This is a genomic window from Campylobacter concisus, from assembly GCF_002913765.1.
Classification (GTDB): Bacteria; Campylobacterota; Campylobacteria; order Campylobacterales; family Campylobacteraceae; genus Campylobacter_A; species Campylobacter_A concisus_BB.
The window spans coordinates 37,686-62,217 of sequence record NZ_PPCH01000005.1; the positions used below are offsets into that span (position 1 = coordinate 37,686).

The window sequence follows — 24,532 nt, forward strand, 5'->3', positions numbered from 1 at the left end:
GCCTTGTAAAAGGCTATACTTTTCTTTCAAAATTACCACGAGGTAGATGCAATGTTAAATAGCTTATACTCAGGAAATCGTCTTAGAGTTGACTTCTCTAATGTCGTTAAAGAGATAGACGTTCCGAACCTACTACAACTACAAAAAAAGAGCTTTGATAATTTTTTAAATCTAAATAACAATCAGACAGAAAGCGGTATCGAAAAAGTTTTTAAGTCGATTTTCCCTATACATGATCCGCAAAATCGTTTGACTTTAGAATATGTTAGCTCAGAGATTGGAAAACCAAAATATACAATCAGAGAGTGCATAGAAAGAGGTCTTACATACTCTGTAAATTTAAAAATGAAAATACGCCTTATCGTCCATGAAAAAGACGATAAGACTGGCGATAAAGTTGGCGTTAAAGATATAAAAGAACAAGAAATTTTTATACGTGAAATTCCGTTGATGACAGATAGAATTTCATTTATTATAAATGGTGTTGAGCGTGTTGTTGTAAATCAACTCCATAGAAGCCCTGGCGTTATCTTTAAACAAGAAGAGAGTGCGACTGTTGCAAATAAACTTATCTATACAGCTCAAATAATCCCAGATCGCGGATCTTGGTTGCACTTTGAATATGATACAAAAGATATTTTATATGTTAGGATAAATAAGCGCAGAAAAGTGCCTGTAACTATCTTGTTTAGGGCATTAGGATATAAAAAACAAGACATTATTAAGCTATTCTATCCGATACAAAATTTAGTCATTAAAAATAATAAATTTTTAACTCTTTTCAATCCAGAGGATTACCTAGGAAGAGTTGAGTATGATATAAAAAATGAAGACGGAGAAGTTCTTCACCAAGCTGGCAAGCGTCTAACAAAGAAAAAAGCTGATAAATTAATCGAAGATGGCGTTAAATTTGTCGAGTATCCGATCGAAGCACTTATAGGTAGATATTTGGCAAACCCTGTGATAAACACAGAAAGCGGCGAAATTTTATATGACACACTATCTGCTCTTGATGAGAATAAACTTGCAAAAATTTTAGCTGAGCATGAAAGTATCGACATTATAAACAACTCTGCAGCCGGAGTTGATGACGCTATAATAAATTCATTTATCGCTGATAATGATATGCTTAAAGTTTTAAAACAAACTGAGGGTGTTGATGATGAAAATGACCTTGCTGCGATTAGAATTTATAAGGTCATGAGACCTGGCGAGCCGGTAGTTAAAGAGGCTGCAAAAAGCTTTGTAAATGATATATTGTTTAATCCTGAAAGATATGACCTAACAAAAGTTGGTCGTATGAAGATGAACCACAAGCTCTCGCTTGATGTGCCAGAGTATGTTACATTGCTAACTAGTGAAGATATCATTAAAACTGCAAAATATCTTATAAAAGTAAAAAATGGACAAGGCCACATTGATGACCGTGACCACCTTGGTAACCGCCGTATAAGGTCTATCGGCGAGCTACTTGCTAGTGAGCTTCATCTTGGTTTTGTTAAGATGCAAAAGGCTATCCGTGATAAATTTACAAGCCTAAGCAACAATACTGACGAGATCATGCCTTATGATCTTATTAATCCAAAAATGATTACAGCAACAATCATGGAATTTTTCACTGGCGGTCAGCTAAGCCAGTTTATGGATCAGACAAACCCACTTAGTGAGGTTACTCATAAACGCCGTCTGTCTGCACTTGGCGAGGGTGGCTTGGTAAAAGAGCGTGCTGGATTTGAGGTGCGTGACGTTCACCCAACTCACTACGGCAGAATTTGCCCGGTTGAAACACCAGAAGGTCAAAATATCGGTCTTATAAACACTCTTTCAACTTATGCAAAAGTAAATGACCTTGGCTTTGTTGAGGCGCCTTATAAAAAGGTCGTCGATGGCAAAGTGACTGATGAGATAGTCTATCTAACAGCGACACAAGAAGAGGGTAATGTTATCGCTCCAGCATCAACTAAGCTTGATGAAAATGGACATATTGTTGAGGATTTGATCGAGGTTAGAAAAGAGGGCGAGATGATGCTTGCTCGTAGAGAAGATGTTACTTTGATCGACCTTTGCTCTGGTATGATAGCTGGTGTTGCAGCTTCACTTATCCCTTTCCTAGAGCACGACGACGCTAACCGTGCGCTTATGGGATCAAACATGCAACGTCAAGCAGTGCCACTACTTCGCTCAACTGCTCCTATCGTTGGAACAGGTATGGAGAGTGTTATCGCAAGAGATGCTTGGGAGAGCGTAAAAGCAAAACGAGGCGGCGTGGTTGAAAAGGTTGATAATAAAAACATCTTTATCCTTGGTGAAGATGAAGCTGGTCCATATATCGATCACTACTCTTTAGAGAAAAATTTAAGAACAAACCAAAATACGACATTTTCACAACATCCGATCGTTAAAAAAGGCGATGAGATCGAGGCTAATCAAATCATAGCTGACGGCCCAAGCATGGAAAAAGGCGAGCTAGCTATCGGTAAAAACGCACTAATTGCATTTATGCCTTGGAATGGCTACAACTACGAGGACGCGATCGTTATTAGTGAAAAAATGATACGTGAAGATGCCTTTACAAGCGTTCATATCTATGAAAAAGAGATTGAGGCTCGTGAGCTAAAAGACGGCGTTGAAGAGATAACAAAAGATATACCAAACGTCAAAGAAGAGGAGCTTATGCACCTTGACGAAAGCGGTATCGTTAAAATCGGTACAGAGATCAAGCCTGGTATGATCCTTGTTGGTAAGGTATCTCCAAAAGGCGAGGTTAAACCAACCCCAGAAGAAAGACTACTTCGTGCGATCTTTGGTGAAAAAGCTGGCCACGTGGTAAATAAATCGCTCTATGCTTCAGCTTCGATGGAGGGCGTGGTTGTTGATGTTAAAATTTTCACCAAAAAAGGCTATGAAAAAGATAGTAGAACAAACAAAGCTTATGAAGAAGAGAAGACTCTTTTAGAAAAAGAGCACCACGATAGACTGCTTATGCTAGACCGCGAAGAGATGCTAAAAGTTACAGCACTTCTTTCTAAAAACCCACTAGCGAGCGATCAAGAGGTAAATAAAAAAGAGTATAAAAAAGGCTCAAAGATCAACAAAGCTGACTTTGAGAATATCAACAGATTTACCTTAAATGCTATCGTAAAGAGCTTTTCAAAAGATATCCAAAAGAAATATGATGAGCTAAAAAATTACTTTCAAAATGAGAAGAAAAAGCTTAAAGAAGAGCACGACGCTAAGATAGAAATTTTAGAAAAAGATGACATTTTACCAAGCGGCGTTGTAAAACTTGTAAAAGTTTATATAGCTACAAAACGCAAACTAAAAGTTGGCGATAAGATGGCTGGACGTCACGGTAACAAAGGTATCGTTTCAAATATAGTTAGAGAAGTCGATATGCCGTATCTTCCAAGTGGTCAGATCGTTGATATAGTGCTAAACCCACTAGGCGTTCCAAGCCGTATGAACATCGGTCAAATTTTAGAGAGCCACCTTGGTCTTGTTGGTTACCGCTTAGGTGAGCAGATCAATGAAATTTTTGAGACAAAAAAAGGCGAGTGGATAAAAGAGTTAAGAGCTAAGATGATAGAGATCGCAAGCGTTGCTAAGCTAATGGACGCTAAAAAAGCTCTTGGTAAGATGAGTGATGAGAAGCTTCTTGAGTATGCAAAAGATTGGAGCAATGGTGTAAGATTTGCAACTCCGATTTTTGAAGGCGTTAAAGCTGACGAATTTGCAAAACTATTTGAGATGGCAAAGATAGATAGTGACGGTAAAACTGAGCTATATGACGGACGCACAGGTTCAAAAATAAGAGAACGCGTTAATGTTGGTTGTATGTATATGCTAAAACTTCACCACTTGGTTGATGAAAAAGTCCACGCAAGAAGTACTGGACCATACAGTCTTGTTACACAACAACCTGTCGGCGGTAAGGCGCTATTTGGTGGTCAAAGGTTTGGTGAGATGGAGGTTTGGGCACTTGAGGCTTATGGTGCTGCTCATACACTAAGAGAGATGCTAACTGTAAAATCAGACGATGTTGAGGGAAGACTTTCTGCTTACAAAGCTTTAACAAGAGGTGAAAACGTTCCTGAGACTGGTATCCCTGAGACGTTCTTTGTTCTAACAAATGAGCTAAAGTCACTAGCTCTTGATGTGGAAGTATATGATGAGGATGAGACAAATGAAACTAACTAATTTAAAACCAGTTGAGATAAAAGAAGAGCATAGACCTCGTGATTTTGAAGCTTTCCAACTTCGTTTAGCAAGTCCTGAAAAGATAAAATCTTGGAGCTATGGCGAGGTTAAAAAACCAGAAACTATCAACTACCGCACGCTAAAACCTGAGCGTGACGGTCTGTTTTGTGCCAAAATTTTCGGACCGATCCGTGATTATGAGTGTCTTTGTGGTAAATATAAAAAGATGCGCTACAAAGGTATCAAGTGCGAAAAGTGCGGCGTTGAAGTAACAACATCTAAAGTTCGTCGTTCTCGCATGGGTCACATCGAGCTTGTAACTCCAGTGGCTCATATCTGGTATGTAAATTTCTTGCCAAGCCGTATAGGTGCGCTTCTTGGTATCAAGATGAAAGACCTTGAACGCGTACTTTACTATGAGGCATACATTGTTGATAATGCTGGCGAGGCTTATTATGACAATGAAAATTCTAAAAAAGTTGAAAAATATGATGTTTTAAACGAGGAGCAATATCAAAGCCTAGCTTCAAGATATGAAGAGACTGGCTTTAGTGCTAGAATGGGTGGCGAGGTCATCTATGATATGCTAGCTGAGCTTGATCTAACTCAAATTCTAAATCAGCTACAAGAAGAGATGGAGGCTACAAATTCTGAGGCCAAGAAAAAGACTATCGTAAAACGTCTAAAGGTTATCGAGAGCTTTTTAAATTCAGGCAACCGCCCAGAGTGGATGATGATAACAAATTTACCAGTTCTTCCGCCTGATCTTAGACCACTTGTTAATCTTGATGGCGGTAAATTTGCTGTTTCAGACGTAAATGATCTATATCGCCGTGTAATAAATAGAAATAGCCGTCTAAAACGCCTGCTTGAGCTTGACGCACCTGAGATCATTATCAGAAATGAAAAGAGAATGCTTCAAGAGGCTGTTGATGCGCTATTTGACAATGGCCGTAGAGCAAATGCGGTAAAAGGTGCAAATAAACGCCCGCTAAAATCACTAAGTGAGATCATCAAAGGTAAGCAAGGCCGCTTCCGTCAGAATTTGCTAGGTAAGCGTGTTGATTTCTCTGGACGTTCTGTTATTGTCGTTGGTCCAAAGCTAAAGATGGATCAGTGCGGTCTTCCAAAGAAGATGGCTTTAGAGCTATTTAAGCCACATTTGCTTGCTCGCCTTGAAGAAAAAGGCTATGCGACAACCGTTAAGCAAGCTAAAAAGATGATAGAAGATAAGACAAATGAGGTTTGGGAGTGCTTAGAAGAGGTCGTTAAAGACTATCCAGTTATGTTAAACCGTGCTCCGACACTTCACAAGCTCTCTATCCAGGCGTTTCACCCAGTTCTTGTTGAAGGCAAGGCGATCCAGCTTCACCCACTAGTTTGTGCGGCGTTCAACGCTGACTTCGACGGTGACCAAATGGCTGTTCACGTGCCACTATCGCAGGAAGCTATCGCTGAGTGCAAAATTTTGATGCTTAGCTCAATGAACATCTTGCTTCCTGCAAGTGGTAAGGCCATCACAGTCCCTTCACAAGATATGGTTTTGGGAATTTATTACCTAAGCCTAGAGAGAAACGACGAAAAAGGTGCAAATAAAATTTTCTCAAGCGTCGATGAAGTAATGATTGCTGAAGAGGCTAACACTCTTGGTCTCCACGCTAAAATTAAGACAATGGTTGATAACAAGATCATCTTTACAACAGCTGGTCGTTTGATCCTAAGAGCAATACTTCCTGATTTTGTCCCTGAAAATATGTGGAACAAGATCATGAAGAAAAAAGACATTGCAAATTTGGTTGATTATGTTTATAGAAATGGCGGCCTTGAAGTAACGGCTGACTTCCTTGATAAGCTTAAAAATTTAGGCTTTAGATATGCTACAAAAGCGGGAATTTCTATCTCTATCGCAGACATCATCGTACCAGATAGCAAGCAAAAATATATCGACGAAGCTAAGAAAAAAGTTCGTGAAATTCAAAAGCAATATGGCGCTGGTCTTTTAACAGATAGTGAGAGATACAACAAGATCATCGATATCTGGACAGATACAAACAATAGCGTTGCAAGCGAGATGATGAAGCTTATCCAAAGTGATAAGGGCGGATTTAACTCAATTTATATGATGGCTGACTCAGGTGCGAGAGGTAGTGCAGCGCAAATTCGCCAGCTAGCTGGTATGCGTGGTCTTATGGCAAAACCGGATGGCTCGATCATCGAAACACCGATCATTTCAAACTTCCGTGAAGGTCTAAACATAATGGAGTACTTCAACTCAACCCACGGAGCTAGAAAAGGTCTTGCAGATACCGCGCTAAAAACTGCCAACGCTGGTTACTTAACAAGAAAGCTAATCGACGTTGCTCAAAACGTTAAAGTCACAATGCACGACTGCGGTACGCACGAGGGCGTTGAGATCACAGATATCACAGAGAGCGGCGAGCTAATAGAGAGCCTTGAAGAGAGAGTCTTGGGCCGTGTTTTAGCAGATGATGTGATCGATCCTATAACAAATGAAATTTTATTTAGCGAAGGCACATTGCTTGATGAGGAGAAAGCTAAGGCAATAACAGAAGCTGGCATAAAATCAGTAAGCATTAGAACACCTATCACGTGCAAGGCGCCAAAAGGCGTTTGCGCAAAATGTTATGGCTTAAATTTGGGTGAGGGCAAACTCGTAAAACCAGGCGAGGCTGTCGGTATCATCTCAGCTCAATCAATTGGTGAGCCAGGTACTCAGCTAACGCTAAGAACATTCCACATCGGTGGTACGGCTTCTACTGAGCAGCAAGACCGCCAAGTCATCGCTCAAAAAGAGGGCTTTATTAGATATTACAACCTTAGCACATACGAGAACAACGGCAAAAAGATCGTTGCAAACAGAAGAAGTGCAGCTGTGCTACTTGTTGAGCCAAAGATAAAATCAACAATCGATGGTAAAATCGAGATCGAATATGCCCACGAAGACGTAAATATCGTGATTAAAGGCAAAAAAGAAGAGATCAAATATACCATCAGAAGAAACGACCTTGCTAAGCCAAACGAACTAGCTGGCGTTAGCGGTAAGATCGAAGGCAAGATGTATATCCCTTATGCAAATGGTGATAAGGTAAAAGAGAACGAGAGTATCGTCGAGATCATCAAAGAGGGCTGGAACATTCCAAATCGTATCCCATATGCTAGTGAGCTTAAAATTTCAGACGGCGATCCAGTAACTAGAAAGATCACAGCAGATGCAAATGGTGTGGTTAAATTTTTCATACTAAAAGGTGACTTCCTTGATAGGCTAAAAGATATTAAAAAAGGTCACAAAGTAACCGAAAAAGGCTTCTTTGTTGTCGTCTCTGACAAGGACGGACGTGAGGCAGTTCGCCACTATATCCCAAGAAATTCTATCATCCAAGTATCAGATAATGATGCGGTAGAAAGAGCGACAGTGGTCTCACTACCTGAAAAAGATGACAAGCTAATAATCGCTGAGTGGGATCCATACTCAACTCCAACTATCGCAGAAGAAGCTGGTGTGGTTAGCTTTGAAGATGTCGAGCCAGGATATAGTGCGACTGAGCAAGCTGATGAGGCAACTGGTCAAAGACGTCTTGTTATCAACGAATATTTGCCAAGTGGCGTAAAACCAGCGATCATTATCACTACAAAGAGCGGACATTTGATCAAGTATCCGCTTGATCCAAAAACTGCGATCTTTGTTTCAAGTGGCGATGAAGTGGCTCAAGCTGACATTTTGGCTAAGACTCCAAAAGCTGTTGCTAAGTCAAAAGATATCACTGGTGGTCTTCCAAGAGTTAGTGAGCTATTTGAGGCAAGACGCCCTAAAAATACAGCTATCGTTGCAGAGATCGACGGCGTTGTTAGATTTGACAAGCCACTTCGCTCAAAAGAGCGTATCATCATCCAAGCAGAAGATGGCACGACAGCTGAGTATTTGATAGAAAAGAGCCGCCAGATCCAAGTAAGAGACGGCGAATTTGTTCATGCTGGTGAGAAACTAACAGACGGACTTATCTCAAGCCACGATATCTTAAGAATTCTAGGTGAGAAGGCACTTCACTACTATTTGATCAGCGAAATTCAGCAAGTTTATCGCCGCCAAGGTGTTGCGATCGCTGATAAGCATATCGAGATCATCGTCTCTCAAATGCTTCGCCAAGTCAAAATCGTCGATAGCGGAAATACAAATTTCATCGTTGGCGACATGGTTTCAAGAAACAAATTTAAAGAAGAGAACGAACGTATCATGAAAATGGGTGGCGAGCCAGCTATCGCTGAGCCGATCCTTCTTGGTGTTACAAGAGCGGCTATCGGAAGTGATAGTGTGATCTCTGCTGCGTCATTCCAAGAGACAACTAAGGTCTTAACAGAAGCGTCAATCGCTGCTAAATTTGACTATCTTGAAGATCTAAAAGAGAACGTCATCCTTGGACGTATGATCCCAGTTGGTACTGGTTTTTATAAAGATAAAAAGATAAAGATCAAAGAAAACTAATATATTAAGCCCCGCATTTGGGGCTTAAACCTCTCATAAATTTCCCCACTTAAATTTACAAAATTTCAAAATTTACAAGCCGTTAATCAATATTAAATAAAATCCCTAACTAAAAATATGTAACGGAGATATTATGAAAAATGTCGATCTTGGACTTTTATTTCTGCGCTTAGGTCTTGGAATTTGCCTTTTTATACACGGCTTTGGCAAAATTTTACACGGAGTTGGCGGTGTAAAGAGCATTTTAGTTGATGCTGGACTGCCTAGTTTTCTAGCGTATTTTGCCTATCTTAGCGAGGTTTTAGCCCCTATAATGATCGCCGTTGGTTTTTACTCAAGGCTTGGCGCGCTCCTAGTTTTTGGCTCTAGTCTTGTCATTTTGTATTCGTATTTTGGCTTGTCAAATTTACTTGAGCTAACTAATGTAAATGGCTTTAAAGCAGAGCTTATATATCTTTATATCGCTATGTCACTTTGCATCATCTCGACTGGTAGTGGCAAATACGCTATCAAGCAAGACTGATCTAAATTTAGCACATATCAGATGTGCTAAATTTTCACACATTTTATTTAAATTTTTATTTTATTTTATTTTTTTATAACAATTTAAGTTTCTAGCCTTTAAATTCAAAAATATCTCAAATTTAAAGGACACATGATGAACTCTATAAAAAAAGAGCCTTCGTTTCTGCTAGCCCTTACGCCTATCTTGGTTATGATCGTAGGCCTTGCGCTTGGCGTTGGTTATATGAAGCTAAAGGTTGAGCCGATCATTTTGATAGCAGCCCTCGTGGCTGGTGGCATCGCTTGGAGACTAGGATATAGTTGGAGCGAGCTTCAAGAAGGGGTGATAGAGAAAATTTCAAGCTCATTGCCAGCACTTATGATACTTTGGGCAGTCGGTCTGCTTATTGGCTCGTGGGTATTTTCAGGCACCATCCCTATGATCATCTACTACGGCGTAGATCTTATAAGTCCGCAGTATCTAGTCCTAACTGCTTTTATCATCGCAGCTATCATCTCAACCGTAACTGGCACATCTTGGGGTTCTGCTGGCACAGTCGGTGTCGCCATCATGGGCATAGCTCAAGGTCTTGATGTAAATTTAGCAGCAACTGCTGGTGCGGTAGTCGCAGGAGCATACTTTGGCGATAAGCTCTCTCCACTCTCAGACACGACAAATCTAGCTCCGATAGCAGCTGGCTCAGAGCTTTATGAGCACATCAGACATATGTTTTATACGACTATCCCAGCAACTATCGTTGCGATAGCAGCTTATCTATTCTTTGGTAGCGAGGCTGCAAGCAGTGGCGCAAATGTTTCAGAGTCGGTTTTAGCACTTCAAGGTCAGCTTGATAAAATTTTTCACTGGAATATCATCTTGCTTTTGCCTGTGCTTTTTGTCTTGGCTGGTTCGGTGCTAAAGTGGCCAACGATACCTGTCATGATCATAGCTTCGCTATTTTCAGTGCTTCTTGGCGTTATCGTTCAAGATTTTAGCTTTAAAAATGGCTTTATCTCAGTGATGACTGGCTTTAACGTCACGATGAGCGGCATTAATATGGAGTTTTCAAAAGATATCACCAAGCTTTTAAATAGAGGCGGCGTGAGCTCGGTAAATTCAACCACTATCCTAGTCATCTGCGCTATGGGCTTTGCTGGCATCATCTCAAAAACTGGCATGCTTACAAAGGTACTTCACACCATCATGGCAAGGGTTAAATCAACAGCAGGCGTCATCATCTCGACTATCGGCTCATGCCTAACCGTCGCATTTGTCACTGGTAGTTCATATCTTTCTATCCTCATCCCTGGCGAGATGTTTAAAGACTTTTATAAAGAGAAAAATTTAGCAGCCAAAAACCTCTCAAGAACGCTTGAAGACTCTGGCACTGTGATCGTCCCACTTATACCTTGGTCAGCAGCAGGCGCATATATGACAGCCACACTTGGTGTGCCAACGGTAGAGTATTTGCCATGGGCGATACTAAACTACATGGGCGTTGTCTTTGCTATCATTTTAGCTCTTACTGGCATCGGCATAGCTAAGATAAATAAGGACGCCAAATGATACTTATAAAAAACGCCAAAATTTACTCGCCAAAATTTCTTGGTAAAAAAGATATATTTATATGTAATGGCAAGATCGTCTGCATAGCTGAAAATTTGGAGCCAAATTTACCAAATGTAAAGGTGATCGACGCTTCAAATTTCACGGCTATACCAGGTCTTATTGATAAGCACGTGCATATCACTGGAGGTGGCGGCGAGGGTGGCTTTAAGACTAGGGTGCCTGAGATCATGCTATCAAATTTAATAGAAGCTGGCATAACGACGGCTGTTGGCCTACTTGGAACTGACAGCACGACAAGAAGCGTTGAAAATTTAGTGGCAAAAGCACACGCGCTAAACGACGAGGGCATCACATGCTACGCTCACACTGGCGCATACAGCTCTAAAACGCCAACCATAACTGGCGAGATCGAAAAAGATATTGTCTTTGTTGATCCCATAATCGGCACCAAGTTAGCCATAAGCGACCACCGCTCATCAAGTGTAAGCAAAGATGAGCTCGCTCACATAGTTTCAGCTGGCAGGGTGGCTGGTATGATCAGCTCAAAGTCAGGCCACACCACGCTTCACATGGGTGATGGTAAAAAGGGCTTAAATTTGATCTACGAAGTGCTAAATGAGTACGATATGCCGATCACGCTATTTCAGCCAACGCACGTAAATAGAAACGAGGAGCTTTTTAAACAAAGCTTTAAATTTATAAAAGATGGCGGCTATATCGACTTTACCTGCATGCCAGGACTTACGCCACTTGAGGCTGTAAAGCGCATCAAAAAAGAGAATTTACCGACAAATAAGATAACCATTAGCTCAGACGGCTTTGGTAGTTACTCTAGCTATGATAGCGACGGAAATTTACTAAAAATAGGCATCGCTAGCGTTAAGAGCTTATATGAAGAGTTTATAAATTTTGTAAAAGATGGCTTTAGTATCGAAGAGGCGTTGCCATATTTTACGACAAATGTTGCAAGAAGTGTAGCCTTGCAAAATAAAAAAGGCGAGATAAAAGAAAATTTCGATGCAGATATTTTGCTAATCGATGATAAATTTGAGATTAAATTTGTCGTTGCAAAGGGTGAAATTTTAAAAGATGACAGCGGTTTTATAAAAAAAGGAACGTATGAATAAGTCTAACTTATTAACCGTTATTTAAGCTTTTTTTAAATAAAATTAGGTCTTTTTAATAAATTTAGTTGAAAGGAATTATTGTGCCAACCATAAATCAATTGGTCAGAAATGAACGCAAGAAAGTGACTGTTAAGTCAAAATCTCCAGCGTTAAAAGAGTGCCCTCAAAGAAGAGGAGTTTGCACTAGGGTTTATACTACAACTCCTAAAAAACCAAACTCAGCTTTGAGGAAAGTTGCCAAAGTTAGGCTTACAAGCGGTTTTGAAGTCATCAGCTATATCGGCGGTGAAGGTCACAACCTACAAGAACACAGTATAGTTTTAGTTCGCGGCGGTAGGGTTAAAGACTTACCAGGTGTTAAATATCACATCGTTCGTGGTGCACTTGATACTGCTGGTGTTGCAAAAAGAACAGTTTCTCGTTCTAAATATGGTGCAAAACGCCCTAAAGCTGGCGCTGCAGCTGCAACAAAAAAGTAAAAATTTAGGTTCGCAGACGTTGCTAAAATTTGCAAACGTTTGAGTAAAATTTCATAAAAATTTGAAGGAAAAATCAAAATGAGAAGAAGAAAAGCTCCTGTAAGGGAAGTTTTACCTGATCCGATTTACGGAAATAAAATAATCACTAAATTTATTAATTCTCTTATGTATGATGGCAAAAAAAGCGTCGCTACAGAGATAATGTATGGTGCTATTAAAGCTATCGAAAAGAAAAATGCTGAGGTTAAAGGCATCGACGTTTTTAACGACGCTATCGAAAATGTAAAACCTATTTTAGAAGTTAAATCACGCCGTGTTGGTGGCGCTACTTATCAAGTACCAGTTGAGGTTCGCCCAGCTCGCCAACAAGCTCTTGCTATCCGCTGGCTTATAACTTTTGCTAGAAAAAGAAGCGAAAGAACAATGGTTGATAAATTAGCAAATGAGCTTTTAGATGCGGCAAATTCAAAAGGTGCATCTTTCAAGAAGAAGGAAGATACTTACAAGATGGCAGAGGCTAATAAAGCATTTGCTCACTACCGCTGGTAAGAAAGAATTAGTATGGCAGAGAGAAAAACGCCTTTACATAAGGTAAGAAATATCGGTATTGCGGCTCACATTGATGCTGGAAAGACAACTACTAGTGAGAGAATTTTGTTCTTCACTGGTATGAGCCATAAGATAGGTGAGGTTCATGATGGCGCTGCTACTATGGACTGGATGGAGCAAGAAAAAGAGCGTGGTATTACTATTACATCAGCTGCAACTACAGCATTTTGGAAGGGCTACCAAGTAAACCTAATCGACACTCCGGGACACGTTGACTTTACTATCGAAGTTGAGCGTTCTATGCGTGTTCTTGACGGTGCTGTTGCGGTATTTTGTTCTGTTGGTGGTGTTCAGCCACAGTCTGAAACTGTTTGGAGACAAGCAAATAAATATCACGTACCAAGAATTGTTTTTGTTAATAAAATGGACAGAATTGGTGCAAATTTCTTTAGAGTTGAAGAGCAGATCAGAGAAAGACTAAAAGCAAATCCAGTGCCTATTCAAATTCCTATCGGTGCAGAGGATAACTTTAAAGGTGTGATTGATCTTGTAAGGATGAAAGCATACGTTTGGAATGACGAGAAAAAACCAACTGATTATGTTGAAGAAGAAATTCCAGCTGAGCTTAAAGATAAGGCTGAAGAATACCGTGCAAAACTAATCGAAGCTGTTTCTGAGACAGATGATAGCTTGATGGAGAAATTCTTTGCAGGTGAAGAGCTAACTGAAGAGGAGATCAAAAAAGGCATAAAAGCAGGCTGCTTAAGAATGACTATCACGCCTATGCTTTGCGGAACCGCGTTTAAGAACAAAGGTATTCAGCCTCTACTTGATGCTGTTGTTGACTATTTGCCAGCTCCAGATGAGATCGCAGCGATAAATGGTGTTTACGAAGATGGCACTGAAGTGACTGTTGAAAGTACAGATGATGGCGAATTTGCAGCTCTTGCGTTTAAGATTATGACTGACCCATTTGTTGGACAGCTAACATTTATCCGTGTTTATAGAGGAAGCCTTGAAAGCGGTAGCTATGCTTACAACACAGTTCAAGACTGCAAAGAGAGAATCGGCCGCTTACTAAAAATGCACTCAAATAAACGTGAAGAGATTACAGAACTTTTCGCTGGTGAAATCGGTGCTGTTGTTGGTCTAAAAAATACCTTAACTGGCGATACTCTTGCAAGTGAAAAAGATAAAGTTATCCTTGAGAGAATGGACTTCCCAGAGCCAGTTATCAGTGTCGCGGTTGAGCCAAAAACAAAAGCAGATCAAGAAAAAATGGCGATCGCTCTTCAAAAACTTGCTCAAGAAGATCCAAGCTTTAGAGTTAGCACTGATGAAGAGAGCGGACAAACTATCATTAGTGGTATGGGTGAGCTTCACCTAGAGATCATTGTTGATCGTATGCTTCGTGAATTTAAAGTTGATGCTGAAGTTGGTCAACCACAAGTTGCTTACCGCGAGACTATCCGTAAGGCAGTTGAGCAAGAGTATAAGTATGCTAAACAATCAGGTGGTCGCGGTCAATACGGTCACGTATTCTTACGTATCGAGCCACTTCCAGCTGCTAGCGGATTTGAATTTGTTAACGACATCAAAGGTGGTGTTGTTCCAAAAGAGTACATTCCAGCTGTTGAAAAAGGTTGTAAAGAAGCGCTTCAAAGTGGTGTTCTTGCAGGATATCCAGTTGAAGATGTTAAGGTTACACTTTTTGATGGTAGCTACCACGAAGTTGACTCATCTGAAATGGCATTTAAACTTGCTGCTTCTATGGGCTTTAAAGAGGGCGCTAGAAAAGCAGGTGCGGTTATTCTTGAGCCTATGATGAAAGTTGAAGTTGAGACACCAGAAGAGTATATGGGCGATGTTATCGGTGACCTTAATAAGCGCCGTGGTCAAGTAAATTCAATGGATGATAGAAATGGTGTAAAAATCATTGCTGCTTATTGTCCACTTGCTCAAATGTTTGGCTACTCAACAGATCTTCGCTCAATGACTCAAGGTCGTGCGACTTACTCTATGGAATTTGATCACTACGAAGAAGTTCCTAAAAACGTAAGTGAAGAGATTATTAAAAAGAGAAATGGCTAATTAGCCAAAATAGGGCAGAGCGATCTGCCCTTTAAAATTTAACTACTTGAGTAAAAATTTAAACTAACTTCTAAATTTGTCCTCATAGCTCAGCTGGATAGAGCGCAGAATTCCTAATTCTGAGGTCGTGAGTTCGAACCTCGCTGGGGACACCACTCCTGCTTTAAATACTATCTCATAAAAATCTTGTATAGAGTGCTTTTAATCATTTATATTTAAAATTCTTATTTTTATAAGTAGTTGTATTTGACATATAAATAAATTTATTTTTTTAATGAATTATTTGTATGACCTCACTATCAATAAAATTTATCAACAAAAATTTTATATATTTAATAATCCATGCTAACATTTCAAAAATTTATTTAAGGAGAGTAGATGAAAAAAATTTTACTTTTAGGAGCCGTTTGTTGCATGTTGTCAGCTGATGTTAAAACTGTTAATATAAGTCCAGATGAGATCAAAAAATATGATCAGATCGTTGATATTAGAACTCCATCTGAATGGCAAGAGACTGGCATCATAGCTGGTGCGAAGACTATCACTTTTGATCCAAGCAATAAGAGTGCATTTTTAGATGAGCTTTCAAAAGCGGTTGATATCAAAAAACCTATCGCTCTTGTTTGTAGAAGTGGTAGAAGAAGCACAGCAGCAGCTGCAGTGATAGATAGCTCAGATCTTAAGATTATAAATTTAGATGGTGGCATGAGTAGTTTGATCGAGCAAGGCTACAAAACTACACCTTATAAAAAATAGACAAATCTCTAAATTCTACATTTGGCTACAAGATAAATTTATTTTGTAGTCAAAATTTATACTAAATAATAAAATTTATTATTTGATTAACCAGTGATTAACTCTAAGTCAATATAATTTCATCACATTTAAACAATAAAGAAGGAGACAAAATGTCAAAAGTTATTTTACAGTTAAACACAATTCAGGCTGATGCAAATGCGCTTTATATCAAATTTCATGATCTTCACTGGAATGTAAAAGGTATTCAATTTTTTAGCGTCCACGAGTATACTGAAAAAGCTTATGAGGATATGAGTGAGATTTTTGATGACGCAGCTGAGAGAGCTCTTATGCTTGGTGGCAGGCCTATCGTCAAGGCTGAGGAGCTAGCAAAAGTCGCTCACATAAAACACGAGCCAAAAGAGAGCTACACTCCGACTGAAGTTTTAGAGATCGTTTTGGCTGATTACAAGCACCTTTTGGGCGAGTTTAAAAAGCTTGATGAGCTTGCAGAGGGCGACACAACAACTCAGATGTACGCACAAGATCAAATAGCTAAATTTGAAAAAGCCATCTGGATGCTAAACGCAACACTTGGTAAATAATCACAGCGGGAGCTCTCCCGCTTTATCCTAAATAAATTCCACCTTTTGGCGATATAGTTTTTATAAACTTATAGGAGCCAAATATGCAAATCAGTCAAATAGTAAGCTCATATAACACTTCAAGCGTAAAAGAGAATGTAAAATCAGAAATTTCGCTTCATAAAGATGAAAAAGAGGTTTTTAAAAAGCAGCCTGAGATTTCAAATTTAAGTGCAAAAGAGATATCAAATAGCTACTTTTTGCAGTATCAAAAAGATATTACTCAAAATGCTAGTTCAAATTTACTAGCTCAAGGTGGTCTAAGCTTTAACGTACCTGAAAATTTATCAGACATTTTAGCTGGACTTGATCTAGCAGGCATCGGTTACAATGGCAAAGCTCTAGGAGAGCTAAGTAGCGATGAAGCAAGCGAGCTAGTTAGCGAAAATGGCTTTTTTGGTATCGCAAATACAGCTGATAGGATAGCCAGCTTTGTGCTAAATGGCGCAGGTGATGATGTAGAGAAGCTAAAAGCTGGTAGAGAGGGCGTGGCAAAGGGTTTTGAGGATGCAAAGAAAATTTGGGGTGGTGAGCTTCCTGAAATTTCACAAAAGACTATCGAAAAGACCCTTGAGACGCTCGATAAAAAGATCGCCGAGCTTGGCGGTAATGTTTTAAACGTATCAGCCTAAATTTCTTGGGGTCTCTCCCAAGAAATTTATATATTAATGTAAGCATAAAACTCAAATTTTAAAACTCGCAAATTTTATTTAATCTTAAAAGCTATACTTTGCTCTTTATATTAAGGAGAAAAGATGAAAGCTAAAATTTTACTTCCTCTAGCAGTAGCCACTATGTTTTTGGGATGTTCATTTTTTGATGACAACCCACCAGTCCGCAAGCAACCAAGGCAAGCTACTAAAACTATACCTGCAAAAAGCTCCATCAAAGGCTTCATAAAAGATGTCAGCTATAAAGATTCGAAATACTGCTACGAGATAGTAGCCAGCGATGTGAAAAATCACAAACTAAACAAAGCAAATTTTTGTGCAAACAGATATTATTACGATAAAGGTGATCTTGTCTATGCGACTTTTTACGCAGATAAGCTCATAGACATGCTTCTTATAAAAGAGGGCGGCTCTAGAGGCGCATATAATGGCATAAGAAAACCACAAAATGAAGTAGTTGTTAAAAGAAAAAATATAAAAACAAATATCGAAGTACCAAAAGAGGAGAAAATTTCTTTTTAGATTACCGTTGATTTACTGCTAGCATATATAATTTCATCAGCAATCAAAACTAGAACTCCTTTTAAGGGGCAAAGCAACGGCCCCTTTTTCTTTTTATCCCCTTTTTTAAAAGTCTCACTTGTAAAAGTTGAATTATCAAAATACACCTCTTTTTGGTCAAAATCGGTAAACGATCGGTAACAAAAATGCAAAATTTTATGATTTTTTAAGCTTCATATTAAAATTTATTGATTATAATCGTCAACACAAAAACCTTAAAAGGAGAAAAAATGAAACTAACAAAAATTAGTTTAGCCGCTTTGGTTGCTTTAGGCGCATTCTCAAGTGTAGCAAGTGCTACTCCACTTGAAGAAGCTATAAAAAATGTTGATCTTTCTGGTATGGCAAGATACAGATATACTCATGTACATGATTATGACAAAACACAAAAAAATGTTAAAAAATCAAATGAGGCTGGTCATAACTTTAAAATGATCACAAATTTTAAAGCTGCTATCGATGATAACTTCTTTGGCGTTGTTGGTTTAAGATACAATGCTACTGATGGTTCAGGTGATAATGCTGGTGCTGGTACAGATAAAACAAACACAACTGGAACTTTTGGTGTTCACCAATTCTATCTTGGCTATAAGATCGGCGGTACTACTATAACAGCTGGTAAACAAGAGATTGGCTCATACTTTACTGATGATGCTATCGGTACTGGTGTAAGAGTAGTAAATGAAGATATAGAAGGCCTTACTTTAACAGCTTTAGCTTTTGATGCTCTTGAAGGCGGAAGTGAGAGTGATGGCACTTTGTATGCTGATAAAGACAAAGATAAACCTAAATTAAGTGCTACAGGTCATTTAAATAATTATGACGTTGGTAACCTATATGCAGCTGGTATCGCTGGTTCATATGATCCTATTAACTTCCAACTATGGTATGCAAGCTTAACTAATCTAGCTGATGTTCTTGCAGCTGATGTTTCTGCAAATTTTGCTATCACTAGTGATATTTCTGTAGGTGCAAGACTTAACTATGCAAATAGCACAGCCGATAAAGAAGCAAAAGGACATTTAACATCAGAGAGTGGCGCTAAATACAATGACGGTAACTTCTATGCTGGCGAACTTTCAACTTCACTATTTGGTTTTGATCTAGCTGCTGGTTATATCGGCTGGAAAGCACAAGATAAAGGTGTAACATCTTTTAGCTTTGAAGATCAAGGTGGCCTAATAACTGCTGGCGAAGATGTATTTGACTGGACATATGCAGAGGGTAAAGGTAACTTCTTCTATGCAACAAGTGCATATACATTTGATAAATTCAAAGTTGGCTTAGATTATGTTAAAGGTACTCAAAAAACTTCAGCTGGTGCTGGTAACCCAGATGTAAAAGATAAAGTTGAAGAATTTGTTCCAAGATTTGCTTACCAATACAACAAAAAGCTAACATTTAGCTCATTCTACTCTTTCCAAACTCACAAACTACCTAATGATGTGAAGACAAAAGAAGACAAATTTAGATTTGAAGCTAAATACTCATTCTAATTCATAGCTCGTTAATCAACTTATGATATAATCCCGGGTCGGAGCAATCTGATCCGGGATTTTTAAATTTAGAGCAAAATTTCAAGGAAACTCATGAAAAATATCAAAATTTCTTTTTTGGCGTGTTTTTTGGTGGCAAATGCCTTTGCAGCTTCTCAGGTTTATTATATAGAGGCTCGTGGTGAGTTTGGTAAAGAGCTTGCCGAAATGGCAAAAAAGCAGGCTAATGACAGAAATGAAAAAGTAAATGTCTATGTCGATGAAGATCCAAGACGCTATAAAGACAATAGAATTTTAAAATTTGGCGTTGATAGAAAAGGTAGATATAGTGTCTCTTTAGGAAAAGAGCTTTATGAGAAACAATGCGCTAGCTGCCATGGCGAAAGCGCAGATAAAAGACCATTTGGCTCAACACCACTCAAAAATATGGATGCTAAAGATATAGAAGATAGCATCATCTCTTATAGAAGCGACTCAAGCTTTGGTGGTAGCGGTAAAAACGTAATGCAAAACCAAGCTAAGATCGTCTCAAACAATGACTTAGGTGCAATACTTGCTTATCTAAAAGGTAAAGATGCGCTTGCAGATCAGGATACTAACGAAAATAAACCAGTTTCAACCGAAACAAAGCAGGGCAGTTATTTAAGATAAATTTCACTTCGGTAGCTTTGCCACAATATAAATAAAAGGAAGCAGATGTTAAATCCAAAAACATTATTTTTAAGTATGGGCTCAGCTATCGTTTTGATGATAATCTTTGCCATAGCCAGCGGAGCCGCTACAATAATAGAGAGCAAAACCAGCACTGAAGTAGCTTGGTACTATGTTTATGGGGCTGGCTGGTTTGCGCTTATCCAACTACTGCTTGGTATAAATTTAGCCTTCAATATCTTTAGATACAACCTAATCGATCCTAAAAAACTCCCATCACTCATCTTTCACTTAGGTTTTATCGTCATCTTAATCGGTGCTGGCATCACAAGATATCTCGGCTTTGAAGCTGATATGCATATACGTGAAAACACTGCTTCAAACGTCGTTAGCACAAAGGTTTCGTATATAAATTTAACAGCGCTTAACGACAAAGGCGAAGAGATCAGCTCGGCTATGCCTTTGGGACTTGCTGATGTGAAGAAGGGTTTTGATCTAAAGCTAAAAACGGCAGACGGTGAGGCTAGTTTAAAATTTAAAGAATTTGTGCCAAATGCAAGCTATAAATTTGTAAATGATGATAGCGGGAAGCCTGTTGTAGAATTTGTAGTATCAAACGAGAGCGAAAGCGAAGAGATATTTTTACTTGAAGAAGAAGAGGCAAGGGTTGGAGATATTAGCTTTATCTTTAATGCAAAACCAGATGAAAATAAAAAATACGTTCTTTTTAGACTAAATGATGGAAATTTCACAGTTACTTCAAATGCCGATCTTTCAAAATTTACTATGGCGGACAGCTCAAAAACTGAGCTAAAAGCTGGCAGCGTGAATGAATTTGGCACGGGTAGCTTATATACTATCTCAAATATAAATTTCGCTCCAAGACTAGTCTCAGTGCACGCTTCAAGAAAGCTAGTTAGCTCAAAGGATAGCGAGTTTAATGCGTTGATAGCTGAGCTAAACTACAAAGGTGAGAGTAAAGAGATGCATGTATTTTACAACCTAATGGAGCCTTCACGTATCGCCGTGGCTGGACAGAAATTTAACGCCTCATGGGGGGCTCAGCAGATAAAACTCCCATTTAGTCTCTATCTAAAAGACTTTGAGTTAAAAAGATATCCTGGCTCAAATTCGCCTATGAGCTACTCAAGTGAGGTAGTGGTAAAAGACGGCACGAATGATCCGGGGTTTGATTATAGGATTTATATGAACCACGTGCTTGATTATGATGGATATAGATTTTTCCAAAGCTCATACGACACCGACGAGAAAGGCACGATCCTCTCTGTCAATAAAGACCCAGGCAAGATCCCGACATATATCGGCTACTTTTTGCTAGGACTTGGCTTCTTGTTAAATGTCATAAATCCTAATAGCCGCTTTAGAAAGCTAGCAAAACTAATAGATAATGAATCAATAAAAGGCGCTAAAAAAGTAGCTGCACTCATAGCAGTCTTGCTTTTGGGCTTAAATTTTAGCTCGCTAAAGGCTGAGGACTTCTTGCCGCATATCAGTAAAGAGCATGCTGACAAGCTTGCTAGACTCATCGTGCAAAGTCCAGACGGCAGAATGAAGCCATTTGATACGCTTAGTAAAGAGGTTTTAAACAAAATTCACAGAGGTGAGAGCATAGGTAGTCTAAATTCAAACCAAGCTATGCTTTCTATAATGGTAACACCTGATTTTTGGCGAAATGAGAAGATCATCGCACTTGGTCAAAGCAAGGAGCTAAAAAAAGAGCTAGGCGTCGATGAGAATGCAAGATACGCAAGCTTTGATGAATTTTTTAAAGCGACAAAAGATGGTGGAAGCGAGTATAAACTAACAAAATTTGCCGAGATAGCAAACCGCAAACATCCAGGCTCACGCAATACATTTGACAAGGATGTGATAAAGATAGATGAGAGACTAAATGTATTTTATATGATATTTATCGGTGAAATTTTCAAAATTTTCCCAAAACAAGACGATCCGTCAAATTCTTGGTATTCGCCTGCTAGTGCGATGATGTACTTCTCGCCAAAAGAGGCTGAGCTAGTCGTTGGCATGATGAGAGAGTATTTCTCAGCTGTTGATGCAGCCACAAAGGATAATGACTGGAGCAAGGCAGATGCGGCGCTTGAGAAAATTTCAGAGTATCAGCACAAATACGGCGCTGCAGTCATGCCAAGTGAGAAAAAGATAGATATAGAAATTTTATTTAATAAATTTCAAGTATTTGACCGCTTGACACCGATATATCTTTTGGCTGGACTTGCGCTTTTACTATTTGTTTTTGTAAAAATGCTAGCACCAAAAGTGCAGATAAATGGCATAGTTAAAGCTGTATATATTATAAATTTACTAGCCTTTCTTGCGCACACAGCTGGCCTTGGACTTCGCTGGTATATCGCTGAGCACGCCCCTTGGAGTAACGCCTACGAGTCGATGGTCTATATCGCTTGGGCACTTGGTCTATCTGGCATCATCTTTGCAAAACGCAGTCCGATCGCACTTGCGCTTACATCTATATTAGCCGGCGTTACGCTGTTTGTCGCGCACCTTAGCTGGATGGATCCGCAGATCACGACGCTTGTGCCCGTGCTTCAGAGCTACTGGCTAACTATCCACGTCTCTATCATAACTGCAAGTTATGGATTTTTAGGCCTTTGTGCGTTGCTTGGTGGTTTTACTTTGCTGCTTATCATCTTGCAAAACAAGAAAAAGCCAAATGCAGAGATCGCGCGCAATATCACTGAAGCGACACGTATAAATGAGATGGCGATGATACTTGGTCTTAGCTTACTCACGCTTGGAAACTTTTTAGGTGGCGTCTGGGCAAATGAGAGCTGGGGTAGATACTGGGGTTGGGACAGCAAGGAGACTTGGGCGCTAGTTTCGATCCTTGTCTATGCGGCGGTGCTTCACATGAGATTTATACCAAAGCTTAATAATCAATACGCATTTGCTGTTGCCTCATTTTTTGCCTATTGGTCGATCATAATGACCTATTTTGGGGTAAATTTCTATCTAGCTGGCATGCACTCATATGCAGCTGGAGATCCGCTTCCGGTGCCTGATTTCGTCTGGATAAGCATCGCCATTATGATAGCGATGAGCGTTCTTGCATTTACGAAACGCTCTCTTTGCACAAGGCTATAGATGCTTCTTAAAGGCTTGATAGTCTTTTTTGTCTTTTTGCTTATAGTTGCCATTTGCGCGTTAATCTATCTTTTGCTAAAAAACAAAGATCATCAAGTCTTAGCAAGAGGGCTAGAAGCTGAGGGTGAAGAAGAGATCACGATCGAAAAGCTTGAAGAGCTTGCTAGCGACAAAACTCTAAGCAAAAACGAGCTTTTCGAGCTTATACAAATTTTTGGAGAGAAATTTATAATACCAGCGAAAAAGAATCAGGTCGCTCCAAAAGAAGCTAGCAACTACATAAATTTTATAATCCTCATCTGCTCTCACCAAAATGCCGATGCAAAGCTTATTAGCTTTTTAGACAAAGAGGCTAAAAAGAAAAATCCAAGCTATGTTGCTGAGATCGAAGATAGCGAGAGGATAGGCATAGAAAACCGCAAAAATCGTAGGTAAATTTAGCTCTATTTTTAAATTTAAGAGCACAAAATATCGTTAGCAAAACTCAAATTTACAAAGTAAAGTAGGAGTGCAATTTGGACATCAATGATCTCTATGCTAGTTTGGTCTTTGCGCCGATAGTGCTAGCTATTTTGTTGATGATCTTTGCTGGCAGGCGAAATATAAAAGTCTATGTGAGTAAATTTGACCTAGTTGGACTGCATCTTATTTTTCCGTTCGTGATATTTCCCATTTTTGTGGCTATATATTGCGCAGTATGTGAGCATTTTGACGTTTCTAATAATGATGGGCTAGCTTATATTTTTTACACTATGCTTTTTATAATAGCCACTTACGCTGTTTTTGGCTTTTACGTTTGCATTAAATACAATCACGGCTTCTTAAACTGCTTTTTGGCGCTTCTTTTAAGATTTAATTTCATGACTCCGCTTGTTTATTTGCTGTTTTTAGGTGGCAAAGGACGTGACAAAAATGGCAATGAGATAACCCCTGAAAATGTGAAAAATTTAGGCCTTTTTGAAGAGCTAAAATTTTCGCTTTATAATATGATTGTCTTTAGAAAAAATTATGACAAAGAGAAATTTACAGGCATGGATGAGATAAATTCTAACGATAAAGCTCTCATCTAAAAAGAGGTTTAAAATAAATAGCAGGGAGAGTTAAATTTAAAAAGAGCCAGCAAGATAGCTAGCTCAGCTTACGGCAAAACTACGCCAAATTTCATAGCCACACCATATATCATCGCGCTAATAATGCCAGCGAAAAATCCAGCAACCATATCATCGCCCATGACGCCAAGTCCGCCCTTTACGTTGCGGTCGATCCTGCCAATGATCGATGGTTTTTTGATATCAAGTACTCTAAAAAGCACGAGCGAGAGAACTAGCTGTGAGATCGTCGCTCCGCTAATGGCGATAGCAAGCCAAACGCCAGCAACTTCGTCGATCACGATAAAGCTCTCGTCGTGTGAATTTACCTTTTTTTCAAAATCATCAATGACACTGATGCTCACCAAAAATAACAAAATGCTAGCTAGCAAAAGCGTGGTCGCTGAGAAAAAATATAACACAAAATAAGCCACCACAGCTCCAGCCACCGAGCCCCAAGTGCCAGGTGCCTTTGGTAAAAGTCCAAATCCAAAAAATGTCAAAAATAGCTTTTGCATAAAATT

General features: G+C 39.2%; 18 protein-coding genes and 1 tRNA gene. 18 read left to right on the forward strand and 1 reads right to left on the reverse strand.

The annotated features are described in order from the left end of the window. Window positions 1–51: 51 nt before the first annotated feature. The 18 genes from rpoB to CYO89_RS00500 all read left to right on the forward strand — a co-directional run bounded on the left by rpoB (window position 52) and on the right by CYO89_RS00500 (window position 23,990). A complete protein-coding gene (gene rpoB, locus CYO89_RS00415; protein WP_103576216.1) occupies window positions 52–4,197 on the forward strand; it encodes a DNA-directed RNA polymerase subunit beta in 4,146 nt (1,381 codons plus the stop codon). Beyond that, window positions 4,184–8,698, forward strand: a complete 4,515-nt coding sequence (gene rpoC, locus CYO89_RS00420) for a DNA-directed RNA polymerase subunit beta' (protein ID WP_002941087.1) — start codon at window positions 4,184–4,186, stop codon at window positions 8,696–8,698. Before rpoB ends, rpoC begins: the two co-directional genes overlap by 14 nt. Before the next feature lie 133 nt (window positions 8,699–8,831). Continuing rightward, a complete protein-coding gene (locus CYO89_RS00425) occupies window positions 8,832–9,221 on the forward strand; it encodes a DoxX family protein (protein WP_103596755.1) in 390 nt (129 codons plus the stop codon). 135 nt (window positions 9,222–9,356) lie between these two features. Next, window positions 9,357–10,769: a Na+/H+ antiporter NhaC gene (nhaC, locus tag CYO89_RS00430; protein ID WP_103596756.1), complete on the forward strand. Its 1,413-nt coding sequence runs from the start codon at window positions 9,357–9,359 to the stop codon at window positions 10,767–10,769. Continuing rightward, the gene (gene iadA, locus CYO89_RS00435; protein ID WP_103596757.1) at window positions 10,766–11,899 is read left to right on the forward strand and encodes a beta-aspartyl-peptidase; all 1,134 of its coding nucleotides are present in this window, start codon (window positions 10,766–10,768) and stop codon (window positions 11,897–11,899) included. Before nhaC ends, iadA begins: the two co-directional genes overlap by 4 nt. Window positions 11,900–11,979: 80 nt before the next feature. After that, the gene (rpsL, locus tag CYO89_RS00440; RefSeq protein ID WP_021089995.1) at window positions 11,980–12,378 is read left to right on the forward strand and encodes a 30S ribosomal protein S12; all 399 of its coding nucleotides are present in this window, start codon (window positions 11,980–11,982) and stop codon (window positions 12,376–12,378) included. Window positions 12,379–12,456: 78 nt separating this feature from the next. Continuing rightward, window positions 12,457–12,927, forward strand: coding sequence for a 30S ribosomal protein S7 (gene rpsG, locus CYO89_RS00445; protein ID WP_002941142.1), 471 nt, complete (start codon window positions 12,457–12,459; stop codon window positions 12,925–12,927). A gap of 12 nt (window positions 12,928–12,939) precedes the next feature. Then, a complete protein-coding gene (fusA, locus tag CYO89_RS00450; protein WP_103594975.1) occupies window positions 12,940–15,018 on the forward strand; it encodes an elongation factor G in 2,079 nt (692 codons plus the stop codon). Between the two features lie 78 nt (window positions 15,019–15,096). Beyond that, window positions 15,097–15,173: transfer RNA gene (locus CYO89_RS00455), tRNA-Arg, on the forward strand. Between the two features lie 223 nt (window positions 15,174–15,396). Then, window positions 15,397–15,774, forward strand: coding sequence for a rhodanese-like domain-containing protein (locus tag CYO89_RS00460; protein ID WP_103574039.1), 378 nt, complete (start codon window positions 15,397–15,399; stop codon window positions 15,772–15,774). A 152-nt stretch (window positions 15,775–15,926) separates the two neighbouring features. Next, a complete protein-coding gene (locus tag CYO89_RS00465) occupies window positions 15,927–16,361 on the forward strand; it encodes a Dps family protein (RefSeq protein WP_009294499.1) in 435 nt (144 codons plus the stop codon). An 83-nt stretch (window positions 16,362–16,444) separates the two neighbouring features. Then, window positions 16,445–17,032, forward strand: coding sequence for a hydrogenase-4 component G (locus CYO89_RS00470; protein WP_103596758.1), 588 nt, complete (start codon window positions 16,445–16,447; stop codon window positions 17,030–17,032). Between the two features lie 123 nt (window positions 17,033–17,155). Beyond that, window positions 17,156–17,593 (forward strand): hypothetical protein, encoded by a 438-nt coding sequence (locus CYO89_RS00475; protein ID WP_087583701.1) that lies wholly within the window; start codon window positions 17,156–17,158, stop codon window positions 17,591–17,593. A gap of 269 nt (window positions 17,594–17,862) precedes the next feature. Then, window positions 17,863–19,128: a major outer membrane protein gene (locus tag CYO89_RS00480; RefSeq protein ID WP_103596759.1), complete on the forward strand. Its 1,266-nt coding sequence runs from the start codon at window positions 17,863–17,865 to the stop codon at window positions 19,126–19,128. Between the two features lie 93 nt (window positions 19,129–19,221). After that, window positions 19,222–19,779, forward strand: coding sequence for a c-type cytochrome (locus tag CYO89_RS00485; RefSeq protein ID WP_002941036.1), 558 nt, complete (start codon window positions 19,222–19,224; stop codon window positions 19,777–19,779). A 45-nt stretch (window positions 19,780–19,824) separates the two neighbouring features. Beyond that, window positions 19,825–22,920: a cytochrome c biogenesis protein CcsA gene (ccsA, locus tag CYO89_RS00490; RefSeq protein WP_103596760.1), complete on the forward strand. Its 3,096-nt coding sequence runs from the start codon at window positions 19,825–19,827 to the stop codon at window positions 22,918–22,920. Continuing rightward, on the forward strand, window positions 22,921–23,355 hold the full coding sequence (locus CYO89_RS00495; protein ID WP_021089989.1) for a hypothetical protein: 435 nt from the start codon (window positions 22,921–22,923) through the stop codon (window positions 23,353–23,355). It begins immediately after the preceding gene. An 80-nt stretch (window positions 23,356–23,435) separates the two neighbouring features. Further along, window positions 23,436–23,990, forward strand: coding sequence for a hypothetical protein (locus tag CYO89_RS00500; RefSeq protein ID WP_103596761.1), 555 nt, complete (start codon window positions 23,436–23,438; stop codon window positions 23,988–23,990). Window positions 23,991–24,058: 68 nt separating this feature from the next. Here CYO89_RS00500 and CYO89_RS00505 read toward each other — a convergent pair whose 3' ends face one another. Then, complete coding sequence (locus CYO89_RS00505; RefSeq protein ID WP_012001515.1) at window positions 24,059–24,526, reverse strand: phosphatidylglycerophosphatase A family protein; 468 nt, start codon at window positions 24,524–24,526, stop codon at window positions 24,059–24,061. Between the last annotated feature and the right edge of the window lie 6 nt (window positions 24,527–24,532).

Excerpts from the sequence above, each read along its gene's own strand:
- rpoB (WP_103576216.1), top strand. The coding sequence starts at position 52 with ATGTTAAATAGCTTATACTCAGGAAATCGTCTTAGAGTTGACTTCTCT.
- rpoC (WP_002941087.1), top strand. The coding sequence starts at position 4,184 with ATGAAACTAACTAATTTAAAACCAGTTGAGATAAAAGAAGAGCATAGA.
- CYO89_RS00425 (WP_103596755.1), top strand. The coding sequence starts at position 8,832 with ATGAAAAATGTCGATCTTGGACTTTTATTTCTGCGCTTAGGTCTTGGA.
- nhaC (WP_103596756.1), top strand. The coding sequence starts at position 9,357 with ATGAACTCTATAAAAAAAGAGCCTTCGTTTCTGCTAGCCCTTACGCCT.
- iadA (WP_103596757.1), top strand. The coding sequence starts at position 10,766 with ATGATACTTATAAAAAACGCCAAAATTTACTCGCCAAAATTTCTTGGT.
- rpsG (WP_002941142.1), top strand. The coding sequence starts at position 12,457 with ATGAGAAGAAGAAAAGCTCCTGTAAGGGAAGTTTTACCTGATCCGATT.
- fusA (WP_103594975.1), top strand. The coding sequence starts at position 12,940 with ATGGCAGAGAGAAAAACGCCTTTACATAAGGTAAGAAATATCGGTATT.
- CYO89_RS00460 (WP_103574039.1), top strand. The coding sequence starts at position 15,397 with ATGAAAAAAATTTTACTTTTAGGAGCCGTTTGTTGCATGTTGTCAGCT.
- CYO89_RS00465 (WP_009294499.1), top strand. The coding sequence starts at position 15,927 with ATGTCAAAAGTTATTTTACAGTTAAACACAATTCAGGCTGATGCAAAT.
- CYO89_RS00470 (WP_103596758.1), top strand. The coding sequence starts at position 16,445 with ATGCAAATCAGTCAAATAGTAAGCTCATATAACACTTCAAGCGTAAAA.
- CYO89_RS00475 (WP_087583701.1), top strand. The coding sequence starts at position 17,156 with ATGAAAGCTAAAATTTTACTTCCTCTAGCAGTAGCCACTATGTTTTTG.
- CYO89_RS00480 (WP_103596759.1), top strand. The coding sequence starts at position 17,863 with ATGAAACTAACAAAAATTAGTTTAGCCGCTTTGGTTGCTTTAGGCGCA.
- CYO89_RS00485 (WP_002941036.1), top strand. The coding sequence starts at position 19,222 with ATGAAAAATATCAAAATTTCTTTTTTGGCGTGTTTTTTGGTGGCAAAT.
- ccsA (WP_103596760.1), top strand. The coding sequence starts at position 19,825 with ATGTTAAATCCAAAAACATTATTTTTAAGTATGGGCTCAGCTATCGTT.
- CYO89_RS00495 (WP_021089989.1), top strand. The coding sequence starts at position 22,921 with ATGCTTCTTAAAGGCTTGATAGTCTTTTTTGTCTTTTTGCTTATAGTT.
- CYO89_RS00505 (WP_012001515.1), bottom strand. The coding sequence starts at position 24,526 with ATGCAAAAGCTATTTTTGACATTTTTTGGATTTGGACTTTTACCAAAG.